Genomic DNA, 15,086 nt, shown 5'->3' on the forward strand with positions numbered 1-15,086 from the left:
CACGCCGTCCGACGACCTCTTCGGTCGATAACGGTCGGCTCTCGACGTCGTGTTCGCGCTCCGGGACAACTGGAGTGAGCGGCATGACGGACCTCGTGGGTGACAACGACGACAACGTCCTGGTGGGCGGCGCCGAAGCGGATGTCATCACGGGCGGCGATGGCGCTGACACCATCGACGGCGCGGGCGGCGACGACACCGTGCACGCGGGCCCCGGCGATGATGTGATCATCCTCAGAGACGGCGCCGACACGGTTGATGGCGGTGAAGGTTCCGACACGATCGTCCTTCGCTTCAGCGAGTCGGCTGCGGGGCTGTTCATCAACCTGAGCGCGCTCTGGGGCGGCGGAACAGGATGGGTCAACGGCGCCGCCATCACCAACGTCGAACGGCTCGGCCGCCTGGAGGCCACCAGCCAGGCCGACATTGTGACAATCGGCGACGTCGCCACCGACGGCATCGGCGATTTCTGGGCGCCGGGCGTCCTGCTGTACGGCGGCGACGACCTCGCTAGCGGCGGCGAGCTGAACGACCGCTTCTATGGCGGCGAGGGCGACGATGAGCTGTACGGCTACGGCGGGAACGACACGCTCTATGGCGAAGGCGGCGACGACCTGCTGTCGGGTGGGGCGGGCGACGACTTCTTTTTTGTCACGGCGGGCGCCGATACGGTCCAAGGCGGCGCGGACACCGACACGCTCTCGATCCACTTCGGCGATTCCGCGACCGGCATCGAGGTCGACCTGAGGCTGCTCTGGAGCGGCGGCATCGGGCTGGTCAACGGCGGAACCGTGGTTGATGTCGAAGCCCTCTCACGGCTGGAGGCCACCAACTACGACGACACCGTGATGACCGGCGACATCGCCACCGACGGGCTCGGCGACTTCTGGGCCCCGGGCGTCCTGCTGCACGGCGGCGACGACATCGGTGTGGGCGGCGCGCTGAACGACCGCTTCTACGGAGGTCTTGGCGACGACCAGCTGCTGGGCGGTGGCGGCAATGACACCCTGTACGGTGAAGCCGGCGATGATGTGCTCAGGGGCGGCGAAGGCGACGACGCCCTGTACGGGGGCACGGGCGTAGATGACATCGACGGCGGCGCCGGAGTCGACTCCCTGTGGATCGACCTGCGGGACGCCGCGGCCGGCGCGGTCATTGACCTTTCGGCGGTCTGGAGCGGCGGGACCGGATCGGTGAACGGCGGCGTGGTCGCCAACGTCGAGACCCTGCGCATGCTCGACACCACCGAGTTCGATGACGTTGTCACGATCGGAGACGTCTCGACCGCCGTAATCGAAGTCTTCTTCTCCGTGGGCGTGCATCTTCGCGGCGGCGATGACACGGCGACCGCCGGCGCGCTGGCCGACGTTGTCTACGGTGGGGCGGGCGACGACGTCATCGATGGCGGCGACGGCGATGATTTCCTGGCCGGCGATGAAGGCGACGACACCCTGTTCGGCGGCGACGGGAACGACACCCTGCAGGGCGGCGTCGGTTCGAACACCATCGACGGCGGGGCCGGGACCGACCGGATCGTGATCGACTACTCCGGGGCAGACGCCGGCATCGTCGCCGATCTGTCCGACCTCTGGGGCGGTGGAACCGGCTGGGTGAACGGCGGCGCGATCACCGGTATCGAGGCGCTCGCCGCGTTCACCGGCTCGGCCTTCGCCGACGTGGTCACCTTCGGCGAGATCTCGACGGCTTCCATCGAGGTCTGGTTCCAGTCCGGGGTTGACCTCGGCGCCGGCAACGACACGGCGACCGCGGGCTCGCTGAACGACCTCATCCGCGGCGGCGAGGGCAATGACAGGATCGACGGCGGCGGCGGGGCCGACACGCTGGTGGGCGGCGCCGGAACCGATATCCTGAACGGCGAAGCGGGCGACGACACGCTGGACGTGTCGCTGGGCTCCGATGTCGCCGACGGCGGCGCTGACTCCGATCGCTTCGTCGGCGTCGCGGCGGACGGGGCGACGGCGGTGCTGAGCGGCGGCGCGGGCATCGACACCTATGTGCTGGCGGACGTGGATCCCGGCGTGGGCGCTGTGGACATCATCCGGGATTTTACGGCGGGCGCGGGCGGCGACGTCATCGACCTGTCGGGCCTGTTCAACTGGATGTCGGCCTTCCCGACGGGCGCGGACCCGTTCGCCGAAGGCTATCTGCGCGTCAGGCAGCTCGGCTCCGAAGTCATACTCGAGATCGATCGCGACGGCCTGGCCGGCGCCGAAGGCTGGGAAGCCGTCCTGATGCTGTTGGGCGTCACGGCCGCCGACCTGACCAGCGACAACTTCTCGCCCGCCTATGCGCCCTCGGCGATCGGGCTGACCCTCACCGGCTCCGACGGGGATGATGTTCTGACCGGCGGCGCCAGCGCGGACACGCTCACCGGCCTTGATGGCGTCGACATCCTGTCGGGCGGCGACGGCGCCGATGTGCTCGACGGCGGGGGCGCGGCCGATCAGTTGTACGGCCAGGGCGGCGCCGACACGATCTTCGGCGGCGGCGGCGACGACCTCATCGATGACCGGGTCGGTCTCAATCTCATCGACGGCGGCGAGGGCGACGATGTCATCACCGGCGCGGGCGCGCTCGACGGCGGCGTCGGCGACGACATCATCACAGTCCTCGGCGGCAGCGGCGACGGTGGCGACGGAGCCGACGTCCTGCAGGGCGGCGCGGGCGACCAGAACCTGCGCGGCGGCGCGGGAGACGATCTGTTCCTCGGCAGCGCCGGCGCCGACGCCATCGATGGCGGAGACGACCACGACGTCGTGGTGCTGTCCGGACGCCAGGCCGACTACACCGTCGTCGACAACGGCGGCGGCGTCTTCACGGTCACCGACAACCGGCCGGGCGCGCCGGACGGCGTGCTGACGTTGACCAACATCGAGCTGATCGCCTTCGCCGACGTCGAATTGCGACTGTCGTTCCGCACGGGCGGCACATTCTACGGGACTGCCGGCGACGATCTGCTGCCGGGCTCCACCTTCTACCTCGAAGCCGGCGCGCTGGACCCGCACTACGTCGGCGGACTCACCACGGTGCTGAACCCGGATTTCGGAGCCGACAACACAGTATTCGGCGGTGGCGGATTTGACCACATCGACGCCGGTGGCGGCGATGACGTGGTCGATGGCGGCGAAGGTCAGGACTACCTCGTCGGCGGCTACGGCGCCGACCAGCTGATCGGCGGGGTCGGCGCCGACACGCTCTACGGCGGCTCCGGCGACGACCTGCTCGAGGGCGGCCAGGACGAGGACTACCTCGACGGGGGAACGCACGACGACGACCTCCGCGGGGGTGCGGACAATGATCATCTGGTCGACCACCAAGGCGAGAACCTGCTCTTCGGCGAGGACGGAGACGACGTTCTGGAGGGGGCGGGCGTTCTGTCCGGCGGTCTCGGCAATGACGCGGTGTCCGGCTCCGGCGTTCTCAACGGGGATGAAGGCGCCGACGTGGTGGCCGGCAGCGGGCTCCTCTACGGCGGCGACGGCGACGACGTTCTCCAGCTCAGTGGAAACGCGGTCGCTCATGGCGGAGATGGCAATGACCTGATGGCGGCCATTCTCGGATGGGACGGTGCGGGATCCTACCACGGCGATCGCGGCGACGACGTCCTCAACGGTGGCGCAGGCGCCGACTTCCTGGATGGCGGCGAGGGCGACGATGTCCTGATCGGCGGCCGGACGACGGACTCCGACGACGATGACACGCTCCATGGGGGCGATGGCGACGACGCAATCACCGGCGAGGCCGGCGACGACATGATCGATGGAGGCGAAGGCGCGGACGTCGCGATCTACGCCGGCGCCAGAGGCGACTACACGATCACCCAGGACGGCTCCGGCGGCTACCTGGTCATCGACAACCAGGGCTTGGACGGCGCCGACACGGTCGTTGGCGTTGAGACGTTGCGCTTCGCCGACGGCGATGTCCTGCTGTCCGACAGCGAGACCGGCGCGATCTTCGCGGGCGGCGACGCCAGCGAACAACTGGTCGGCACGGGCTTCGACGACGTTATGACCGGCGGCCTGGGCAATGACTTCCTCCGTGGAGGTTCGGGCAACGATCGCCTGACTGACTCCGACGGTGAAAACACGCTTTCCGGCGACCTGGGCGACGACGTCATCACCGGCGCGGGCGTGCTGTCCGGCGGGGGCGGCCGCGACCAGTTGTCGGGGACGGGTGCGCTGTTCGGCGACGGCGGCGACGACACCCTCACCGGATCCGGCGTGCTGGACGGCGGCGACGGTGACGATCTGGTGCTGACCGAAGGCGGCATCGGCCTGGGCGGCGACGGGGCCGACACCCTGCGAGGCTGGATCGGCGCCGACGAATCCGGCGTCGAGTTGCTCGATGGCGGCGACGGCGCGGATCAGGTTGAAGGCGGTGGCGGCGACGACGTGGTCCTGGGCGGCGCGGGCGACGACCGCCTGGTCGGCGGCGCCGGCGATGACCGCCTCGACGGCGGCGAGGACTACGACACCGCCTTCTACTCAGGTGGGATGAGCGGCTGGGGCTATGCGACCCCGGTCCAGCCGGACGGGACCTTCGTCATCGTCGGCGGCGACTACCGGATCGAAGGCAATGCCGACGGCAGCGTCACGGTTCGCGATCTGAGAGGCGGCTCGCCCGACGGCGTCGACGTCCTCCAGGGCGTCGAGTTGCTCCATTTCGCCGATACCGAGATCGCCCTGCCTGCCGCGCCCGTGATGGCGCTGACGCTGGCCGGAACCACGGCGGACGACATCCTGCTCGGCCAGGCCGGCGACGACAGCCTGACCGGTTTTGAAGGCAACGACCGCATCTTCGGTCAGCAAGGCACGGACACCGCCGACGCCGGAGCGGGCGCCGACTTCGTGCAGGGGGGATCTGCCAGCGACACCCTCCTGGGCGGCGAAGGCGTCGACCACATCGACGGCGGCGCGGGCGACGACACCCTCGACGGTGGAGCGGACGGCGACATCCTCTCCGGCGGTCATGGCGGCGACACCATCCTCGGCGGCGACGGCGTCGACTACATCTTCGACGATGATGGTCCCAACGTGCTGTCCGGCGGCGCGGACAACGACATCATCGTCGGCGCCGGGGAGTTGTACGGCGACGTCGGCAACGACGTGCTCGCCGGCGTCGGCCTCATTCATGGCGGAGAGGGCGACGACGTCATCGTCGCGTCGACCGGGGAACTGCATGGCGATGAGGGTGACGACACCCTCAGCGGATACGGTCAGCTCTTCGGGGGCGACGACGACGACCTGGTGCTGGTCGCGGACGGCGGGATCGGCCACGGCGATGCCGGCAGCGACGTGCTGGCCGGCTGGACGGACGCCGGCCTTCTGGACGGGGCGCAGACCCTCCACGGCGACGCCGGGGACGACCGGCTGCAAGGCGATCGCTATGCGATCGGCGCCGGAGAGGCGCGGGCCACGCCCTACGCCCTGCCGGCCTTTGCGTCCGATGACACGCTGGATGGCGGCCAGGGGCTCGACACCGCAGTCTACCTCGACCAGCGCGACCACTATTCAATCGTCGCCGACGGGGCGGGCGGATTCCGCATCCTGGCCAACTGGACGTCCGAGGGTGAAGACAGCCTCACGGAGGTCGAGCGCGCCGAGTTTACCGATCACACAGTCAACGTTGCGGGCGAAGCGGGCGAGTGGATCGTCGGCGGAACGACCGCAGAGTCGCTCACCGGCTCGAGCCAGGACGACCTGATCGAAGGGCTCGGCGGCGACGACGTGCTCGACGGCGGCGACGGGCACGACAACCTGCGCGGCGGCGAAGGCGCCGACACGGCCGCCGGCGGCGCAGGCAATGATGTGCTGCTCGGCGAAGGCGGCGACGACGTCCTCGACGGCGGCATGGGCAATGACATCGTGTCAGGCGGGGCCGGCCGGGACGTCCTCTACGGCGGCGCCGGCGACGACCTCGTCGCCGGCCAGGGCGTGCTCAGCGGCGGCGCGGGGGCGGATCTCCTGACCGGGTCCGGCTTGCTGTATGGCGACGAGGGGAATGACGAGATCCTCGTCACCGGCGGCGGCGAGGGCGACGGCGGCCTGGGAGACGACCACCTCTCGGGCGACTCAGCCGCCCAGCGGCTGAGCGGCGGCGACGGCGCGGACCTGCTGGCCGGGGGCGGTGGCGACGACACCCTCGACGGCGGAGACGGGACGGACAGCCTGGACGGCGGAACCGGCGACGACAGGCTGCTTGGCGGCCTCGGCGACGACACCTTCGTCGGCGGCGGCGGCGATGACGAGATTGTTGGCGGGACCGAACCCGGGCACATTGATATCGCCGTCTACTCGGGCAACCGCGACGACTACACCGTCGTCGAGCTCGCCGGCGTGGTTCTTGTCACCGACAACCGTCCGGGCTCCCCGGAAGGACAGGACAGCCTCGTCGGGATCACCCTGCTCCGCTTCGCCGACGGCGACTACGAGCCGGCGCGCGATCCCGGCCTGAACATCGTCGGCACGGCCGGCGACGACACGATCGGGCTTCTGTCGCTAGGCGGGTTCGTCAATACCGGCTCCGGCGATGATGACGTGCAGGGTCTCGACGGCGCAGACCACCTGGAAGGCGGCGCGGGCGACGACGTGCTCGATGGGGGCCAGGGCGCCGACGATCTGGACGGCGGGACCGGAGCGGACTGGCTCATCGGCGGGCTGGATAGCGACAGCCTCGACGGCGGCGCTGACGATGACGTCCTTTGGGGCGGCGACGGCGCGGACGTCCTCGCGGGCGGTCAGGGCGACGACATGCTCGACGGTGCGGAAGGCGACGACGCGATGTCGGGTGACGAAGGCGACGACCTGCTCAGAGGCGGGTCCGGCGTCGACAACCTTGACGGCGGTTCAGGCGCGGACGCCCTGTTCGGTGGCGAGGGCGACGACATGCTGGGCGGGGGTGGTGACGCCGACGCGCTTCACGGCGACCTGGGCGACGACATGCTCACCGACACGGTCGGCGCCAACAGTCTGTACGGCGAGGCGGGCAATGACACCCTCGTCGGCAGCGGCATGCTCGACGGCGGCGAAGGCGACGACATCCTCCACGGCGTGGAGACGGATGACGACCTGCACGGCGGCATGGGCGACGACGTGCTGTCGGGCGCCGAGGGTGACGACGTCCTGAACGGCGGCGGCGGCCTCGACATCGCCGACTACGACGGCGCGCGGGGCAACTTCACGATCACGGTCGGCGCCGACGGCGTCCGTGTGATCGACAATCGTGGCGGCGCCGGGACCGATCTCCTGGCCGATGTCGAAACGCTCCGCTTCAGCTCGATCGGCGGCGTGGTCGAACTCGCACCGGTCGGCGGCGACTATCTGGATCGCCGCGCCGAAGCCACGGACCAGGTCGCCAGTCTGACCGCCCTGGACGACGCCTTCCTGGCGGGCGACGGCGACGACACGATCGACGGCCTGGCCGGAAATGACCACCTCGACGGCGGCGCCGGCGCGGACAGCCTGACCGGCGGCGAAGGCCATGACGCCCTGCTCGGCGGAGACGGAGACGACGTTCTGAACGGCGGCGCGGGGAACGATCTCCTGCGCGGCGGCTTCGGCGTCGACACCATCGAAGGCGGCGACGACGACGACGACATCTACGGCGATGCCGGTAACGACGCGCTCGTCGGCGGAGCCGGCCACGACTACATCGTCGGCGGGCTGGGCGACGACACCGTGTTCGGCGGCGACGACGGCGATACGCTCCTCGACCTCGACGGCGACAACACCCTCCACGGCGACGGGGGCAACGACAGCCTCTATGCCGGCGGCGGCGACGATGTGATCGCGGGCGGCGCCGGCGACGACATCATCAGTTCCGACGAGGGGACCGGCGCCGCGGGCCTCGACATCATCGACGGCGGCGCGGGCGACGACACCATCACGGCCGGCGCGGGCGACGACGAGATCGACGGCGGTGCTGATCGCGACATCCTGATCCTGAGCGGGGTCCGGAGCGACTACACGATCACGTCCGACGGCGCCGGCGGCTATCTTGTCGTCGACAACTTCGCCGAGAACGGCGACGATGGCGCTGACCATCTGGTCAATGTCGAAGCGATCCAGTTCGCCGACCAGCTCCTCGAGCTCGCAACCACCGTCACCGGCGTCCTGCTCAACGGCGGCGCGGGCGATGACGTGCTGATTGGTACGCCGCAGGTCGACATCCTCTACGGCTTCGGCGGGAACGACGTCATCCACGGCCTTGAGGACGATGACATCCTCCAGGGCGGCGAAGGCGACGACGTGCTCGAAGGCGGGTCCGGGGCCGATCGCCTGAACGGCGGCTCCGGCGTGGACGACCTGGCCGGCGGCGCCGGCGACGACACCTACGTCTTCACCGGCGAGGATACGATCACCGAACTGGCCGATGAGGGCAGCGACACCTTCGAGACCGTACAGACCGCGTTTGACCTCGATGATCATGCCGAGATCGAGAATGTCACCTACACCGGCCTGCTCGCCTTCACGGGCAGCGGCTCGGCGGCGGACAACACCATCACCGGGAGCTTCGCGGACGATCATCTGTCCGGCGAGGGCGGCAATGACACGCTCGTCGGCGAGGCCGGCAATGATGATCTGGACGGCGGTGAAGGCGTCGACGCCATGTCAGGCGGAGCGGGCGATGATCACTACACCGTCGACGACAGCGCCGACACGGCCATCGAAGCCGCGGATGAGGGTCTCGATACGGTCTGGAGCTCGGCGAGCTTCACGCTGGGCGACAACATTGAGAATCTCATTCTCACCGGCACGGCCGACGTGGACGGGTCGGGCAACCGTCTGGCCAACGAGATCACCGGTAACGACGGGGCCAACCGGCTGACAGGCGGCGGCGGGGCGGACGCCCTGGCAGGCGGCCGCGGCGACGACGTCTATGTCATCGCTGACAATGAGGCCGTGATCGTCGAAGCCGCCGGCGGCGGGGTCGACACCGTCGAGTCCTCGGTTACCCATACGCTTGAGCTCGAGGTCGAGAACCTGACGCTCACCGGCGGATCCGACATCGACGGCTTCGGCAATACGCTGGATAACATCCTGACGGGCAATGCCGGCGCCAGCCGGCTGTTCGGTCGCGGGGGCGATGACACCTACCGCATCGATCTCGACGACACGATCGTGGAGCTGCCCGGCGAGGGAACCGACACGGTCGAGATCGCGTCCACCTACACGCTCGGCGACACGTTCGAGAACCTGACCCTGACGGGCGTCGGCGATGTCGACGGGATGGGCAACGATCGCGACAATGTGCTCACGGGCAATTCAGGCAACAACCGGCTCGACGGCGGTTTAGGCGCCGATACCATGTCGGGCGGCGCAGGCGACGATGAGTACACCGTAGAAAACGTCGGCGATCGGGTTCTGGAAGGGGCCCTGGCCGGGCTGGACCTGGTTCTGGCGAGCATTGACTACAGGTTGGGCGACAATACGGAGAACCTCACGCTCGTCGGTCCGGACGACCTCGACGGCACGGGCAACGAGCTCGACAACGCGATCCAGGGCAACGCCGGTGACAATCGGATCGATGGCGGTCTTGGCGTGGACACGCTCTCGGGCGGGGCCGGGAACGATACCTATCTTGTTGATAACACTGGCGATCAGGCCATTGAGGCGGCCTCCAGCGGTCGGGACGTGGTCCTGGCCGCGGCCGACTTCACCCTGGGCGACAACATCGAGGAGCTGGTTCTTGTCGGCGGCGCGGCGCTGACGGGCACAGGCAACGCGCTCGACAACATCCTGACCGGGAACGGGGCTGCAAGCACGTTAGCGGGCGGTGGCGGGAACGACCTCTACTTTGTCGGCGAGGGCGACCAGGTTGTTGAAGAGGCCGACGCGGGGACGGACACTGTCATGTCCGATGTTTCGCACACGCTCGGCGCGAACGTCGAAGTCCTCTATCTCACCGGCGACCGAGCCATCTCCGGAACGGGCAACACGGGGTCCAACCTTATCGTCGGCAACGACGCGAACAACGTCATCGACGGGGGCCCTGGCGGGGGCGATGACCTGATGATCGGCGGCCTTGGCGATGATGTTTATGTTGTCGACGCCGACTGGCACAATGACATGGTCGTCGAGAGGCCCGGCGAAGGCACCGATACCGTGCTGACCACCGACAACGACCTTTCCCTCGATGAGCTGGTTGATCCGGATCACGCCTCGGACAATTCCATCGAGATTGTCCGGTTCATTGGCGAGGGCGATTTCGAGGGGGCGGGCAATGCCCACGACAACACCATCTACGGCGGCGCAGGGGAAAACATTCTCTATGGCGGTGGAGGTGATGACACGCTGATAGGCGGCGCTGTGCAGGACTATCTGTTCGGGGGGGATGACGACGACACGCTCATCGGCAATGGCGACCACGATATTCTGGACGGCGGACGCGGCGCGGATCTGATGATCGGCGGTGTGGGAGACGACGCCTATTATATCGACGATATCAATGACGTCATACTCGAGCGGGCCGGCGAGGGCTTGGACTCTGCCGGGACACTCATCAGTCTGGTCCTTCCGGATGAGGTTGAGTGGTGTTTTCTCCTGGCCGCCTGCACGGTTACGGGCAACGCATCCGACAACTTACTCTATGGCTCCGACGGCGACGATGTTCTGTCTGGTCGCGGCGGCGATGACGACATCGACGGCCATGGTGGGGTCGACACGGTCGTCCTGACCGGCCGCCATTCCGACTACACCATCACATCGGATGGCTACAGCGGGTTCTGGCTAGAGGACAAGCGGACGAGCGCCGGCAATGACGGCCGCGACCACCTGACAGGCATCGAATACCTCGCCTTCAGCAACGCGACGGTCGGGGCAAAGCTCTGGACAAGCGTGATCGCCTCCCGCGCCGCGGACCTGCTCGTCGGCGGCGACGGCGTGGACTCCCTGAGCGGAGGCGGGGGCGATGACATGCTGGTCGGGAATGGCGGCAACGACCGTCTGGACGGCGGCGGCGGAGCCGACTGGATGCTGGGTGGCTATGCCGACGATACCTACATCGTCGACAACATCGGCGACGTCGTTGATGAAACCGGCGGAAGCGGTAATGACACCGTCAACAGCTCGGTCGATTTCATTCTGTCAGGCGGGGTCGAGAATCTCGTTCTGACCCGCGCAGCTGCAATCGGCCTCGGTAATCTCTCCTCCAACCAGATCACCGGCAACGCCGTCGCCAATACCCTGTGGGGATTGGCGGGCGGCGACCTCCTCATCGGAGCCGGCGGCAACGATACGCTCTACGGCGGCGAGGGCGTTGACACGCTCGATGGAGGGAGCGGCCACGACTCTCTCTTCGGCGGAAGTGATGTCGACGTCCTGTCCGGAGGCGCCGGCAACGACTTGCTGGACGGAGGGGCCGGGGCCGATACCCTGGAGGGCGGTCTGGGCAACGACACCTATGTCATCGACGATATCGCCGATGTGATCGTCGAGCTGGCCCTTGGCGGCACAGACTCGGTGGAAGCGTCGATCAGCTTCACCCTGGGGGCCGAGGTCGAGAAACTCCGTCTCACCGGCGCCTCGGATATCGCCGGCGGGGGCAATGGCCTGGCCAATGGCATCATCGGCAACGACGGGGCCAATGCTCTGGACGGCGCCGGCGGCCGGGACACCCTCGAAGGCCAGGGGGGCGATGACGTCCTGGCGGGCGGCGCCGGGGCCGACACCCTCATCGGCGGCCTGGGAGCGGACACCTTCCGTTACAGCAACGACGATCTCGCCGCCCAGATGGAGACCGACCGCATCCTCGACCTGGCCTTCGCCGCCGGGGACGTCATCGACCTGTCGGCCATCGACGCCAACAGCCTGCTCGCGGGCGACCAGGCCTTCAGCTTCGTGAACCGGTTCACCAAGGTCGCTGGCCAGGCGGTGGTGCTCTACACCGCCGGAACCACGTCCGTCGCCTTCGACGTCAATGGCGACGGCCAGGCCGATTTCAGGATCTCCATTACCGGCGACCACCGGGGGACCACAGGCAACCTCTATACTGGCGTCGGCGACCTCGACGGAGGCTGGCTGCTGTAGGATGACCGCCCCGGCGCCTCACCCGGTCGGAAGGGCGGCCCGGGCCTGGTCGGAAATGGCGGAGAAGGATTCGCTACTGACTGCCTGCACCGCCATCCACCCCGCGCACTCGGCTCCGGTCGCCGCGGGCGCCCACAAACGATGAGATACGCTCGCGACTGACGCCGTCAGGCCTGCTGTCGAAGGACATCGGCCCGCACACCGGCGGCGAAGGCCCGCGAAGCGTGGATCAGCGGAAGGCGGCGCCGGGCCGGACGCCGAGCTTCTTGAACACGAGTGCGGCGGGGCAGAAGCCGGTGAAAGCCGCCTGGATCATGTTCAGGCCGGCAAAGGCGCTGAGCAGCAGCCACCAGGGGCTGACGTAGTGGCCCAGCGTGACGCCGGCCAGCACGACCAGGCCGGCGAAGATGAAGACAGCGCGATCAACGGTCATGGAGTTCTCCTCGGGGACGTCAGGCCTAAGCCCTGGCGAGCGCCTGGGTGGTCCAGGCGACAATCTGGTTGGCGGTCATGGCGCCGGCCTGTTGCGCGATGACCTTGCCGTCGCGAAACAGGATCAGGGCCGGGATGCCCGACACGCCGAGCTCGGCGGTCGTGGCGCCCTCTTCATCCGCGTTGAGTTTCAGCAGACGCACATCCGGCTCGAGCCGGGGCGCGGCGGCGGCGAACTGCGGACCCATGGTCCGGCAGGGCCCACACCAGGGCGCCCAGACGTCGACCAGCACCGCGGCCCCTTGGGTGGCGCGCCGGTGGGTCCTGAAGGCCTGGCCGCTGACCTCCACCGGATGGCCGGTGAACAGCGGCTCGGCGCAGCGGCCGCATTTGGCCTTCAGGGCGTCGCGCTCGGGCGGCGACCGGTTGGTCGCGCCGCAGGCGGGGCAAACGAACTGTCGCATGGTCGCAGCCTCAGGGTTTGATCTTGCGGATGCCCATCACGTCCAGCGCCAGCTTTTCGTAGAAGGGCTCGCTCTCGCCGCGTTTGACCTTGGCGAGGAAGTATTTCTCGAAGCCGACCTTGGCCAGGTGGACCCACTTGCCGCTGGCCGACCAGTTGACGTTGCGGGGCGGAATCTGGGGCTGGGCGACAAAGGCCACGCCGCCGTCGCCGAAGTCGGCCAGGCAGATGGCGTTCCAGGTCGCTTCATGAGTCGACGGCTTGCCGGCGACGAGATCGCCGAGATTGTGGGCGATCGCCGTGACCATGCTTTCGATCATGAAGCCGGTCTTGGGAACGCCGACCGGGACAGGCGTCTTGCCGGTCGGGGCGATGGCGACGCAGACGCCGAGCGCGAAGACGTTCGGGAACGTCGGGTTGCGCTGATGCTTGTCGACGATGATGAAGCCGCGCGGATTGGTCAGGCCGTCAATGCCGCGCACGGCGTCCACGCCGCGGAACGCCGGCAGCATCATCGAATAGCTGAACGGGACGTCGTGGGCGGCCCTGACCGCCCCGTCCTCGGCGACCTCCTCGACGTGCATCATCCCTGCTTCGACGGAGGTCACGCGCGCGTTGGTGATCCATTTGATGTGCCGGTCGCGCATCTCGCTTTCGAGCAGGCCCTTGGTGTCGCCGACACCGTCCAGCCCCAGATGGCCGACGTAGGGCTCCGAGGTGACGAAGGTCATCGGGACCTTGTCGCGGATCTTCCGGCGCTTGAGTTCGGTGTCCAGGATCATCGCGAACTCGTAGGCCGGGCCGAAGCAGGACGCGCCCTGGACGGCGCCTACGACGATGGGGCCAGGGTTCTCGACAAACCGGTCAAACGCCGCCGCCGCCGTCTCGGCATGGTCGACATGACAGATCGACTGGGTGAAGCCGCCGTGCGGTCCAAGCCCCTCGATCTCGTCGAAGGCCAGATCCGGTCCGGTGGCGATGACCAGGTAGTCGTAGGCGAGCGTCTCGCCGTCATTGAGTTCGATCCGGTTCTCGCCCGGCGAGACCCGCTTTGCGCCGACGCCCGAGAAGCTCACGCCCTTCTTCCTGAAAACCGGAGGCAGGTTGACCTCGATCGCCTCACGCTTGCGCCAGTGGACGGCGACCCAGGGGTTCGACGGTACGAAGTGGAAGGTATCGCCCTGCGAGACAACGCTGACCTCGGCGCGATCGCCGACCGCATCCTTGATCTCGAACGCGGCGATCGCGCCGCCCAGTCCTGCGCCCAGGATGACAATACGCGGCTTGCCCATGTTCCGTTTCCTTCCAGAGGCCTCCGGTTGTTGACGGGGTGTCCGCCATTTCCGGATGACCGGCCTTGATCAGGATCACGCCCGGGCGCCGGCGAAGGGCGTAGGCAGATCCTCAGTGCGCTTGACTGAATATGTGAATAGCCGCATATACGCAACTATGAATTTTGAAGACCACGCTCTCAAGGCTTCCGCTGACCAGGCCTGCGCCCTCCTGAAGGCGCTGGCCAATCCGCATCGGCTGATGATCGTCTGCGCCCTGCTCGACCGCGAACAGTCGGTGGGCGCGCTGGCGCAACGGCTCGGCGTGCGCGAGACCCTGGCCTCGCAGCATCTGGGCCTCCTGCGTCGGGACGGCGTGGTCTCCACCCGTCGCGACGGCCAGACGATCTATTACGCGCTCCGGAGCGGCCATGCCCGCGCCGTGGTGGAAACCCTGTCCAACCAATTCTGCTCGGTCGCCTGACCGCTCGTCTGAAAGGACCACCCGATGTTCGGCTCTCCCAAGACCAAAGACCTGACCCCGCAGCAGGTGAAGGCGTCCCTCGAGGCGCACGAGATCCTGTTGATTGACGTGCGCGAGCCGGCCGAGTTCGCCGCGGAACGCATTCACGGGGCGCTCAACTTCCCGCTCTCGACGTTTGACCCGGGCGCCCTGCCTCCCGCCGGCGACAGGCTGATCGTCTTCCAGTGCGGGTCGGGCAAGCGATCCGCGACGGCCGTCGGCCACAGCCTCAAGGCCGGCCACAGCATCGACTCCCATCTGGCCGGCGGTATCGCCGCCTGGAAGGCCGCAGGACTTCCGACCGTCACCATCGACTCCGGAACGGGCCAAGTGCGCGACGCGCGCTAGTC

At 68.2% G+C, this 15,086-nt stretch carries 6 protein-coding genes; 3 read left to right on the forward strand and 3 right to left on the reverse strand.

What is annotated here, in order from left to right; genetic code table 11:
* Positions 1-83: 83 nt before the first annotated feature.
* Positions 84-12,047, forward strand: coding sequence for a type I secretion C-terminal target domain-containing protein (locus AC3WJT_RS04100; RefSeq protein WP_492341789.1), 11,964 nt, complete (start codon positions 84-86; stop codon positions 12,045-12,047).
* Between the two features lie 229 nt (positions 12,048-12,276).
* Here AC3WJT_RS04100 and AC3WJT_RS04105 read toward each other — a convergent pair whose 3' ends face one another.
* Genes AC3WJT_RS04105 through AC3WJT_RS04115 form a run of 3 tightly spaced genes read right to left on the reverse strand, consistent with a single transcriptional unit; the run spans position 12,277 to position 14,234 of the window.
* Entirely contained in the window at positions 12,277-12,480 is a 204-nt protein-coding gene (locus tag AC3WJT_RS04105; protein ID WP_492341790.1) for a YgaP family membrane protein, read from the reverse strand.
* Between the two features lie 25 nt (positions 12,481-12,505).
* Entirely contained in the window at positions 12,506-12,943 is a 438-nt protein-coding gene (locus tag AC3WJT_RS04110) for a thioredoxin domain-containing protein (RefSeq protein WP_492341791.1), read from the reverse strand.
* A gap of 10 nt (positions 12,944-12,953) precedes the next feature.
* Complete coding sequence (locus AC3WJT_RS04115) at positions 12,954-14,234, reverse strand: NAD(P)/FAD-dependent oxidoreductase (RefSeq protein ID WP_492341792.1); 1,281 nt, start codon at positions 14,232-14,234, stop codon at positions 12,954-12,956.
* 157 nt (positions 14,235-14,391) lie between these two features.
* Here AC3WJT_RS04115 and AC3WJT_RS04120 point away from each other — a divergent pair, with 157 nt between their 5' ends.
* Together AC3WJT_RS04120 and AC3WJT_RS04125 are read left to right on the forward strand one after the other, a co-directional pair.
* Positions 14,392-14,697 (forward strand): ArsR/SmtB family transcription factor, encoded by a 306-nt coding sequence (locus AC3WJT_RS04120; RefSeq protein WP_492341793.1) that lies wholly within the window; start codon positions 14,392-14,394, stop codon positions 14,695-14,697.
* 24 nt (positions 14,698-14,721) lie between these two features.
* Positions 14,722-15,084, forward strand: a complete 363-nt coding sequence (locus tag AC3WJT_RS04125; RefSeq protein ID WP_492341794.1) for a rhodanese-like domain-containing protein — start codon at positions 14,722-14,724, stop codon at positions 15,082-15,084.
* Positions 15,085-15,086: the final 2 nt, after the last annotated feature.

Source organism: Caulobacter sp. FW305-C-30-S16, from assembly GCF_058783025.1.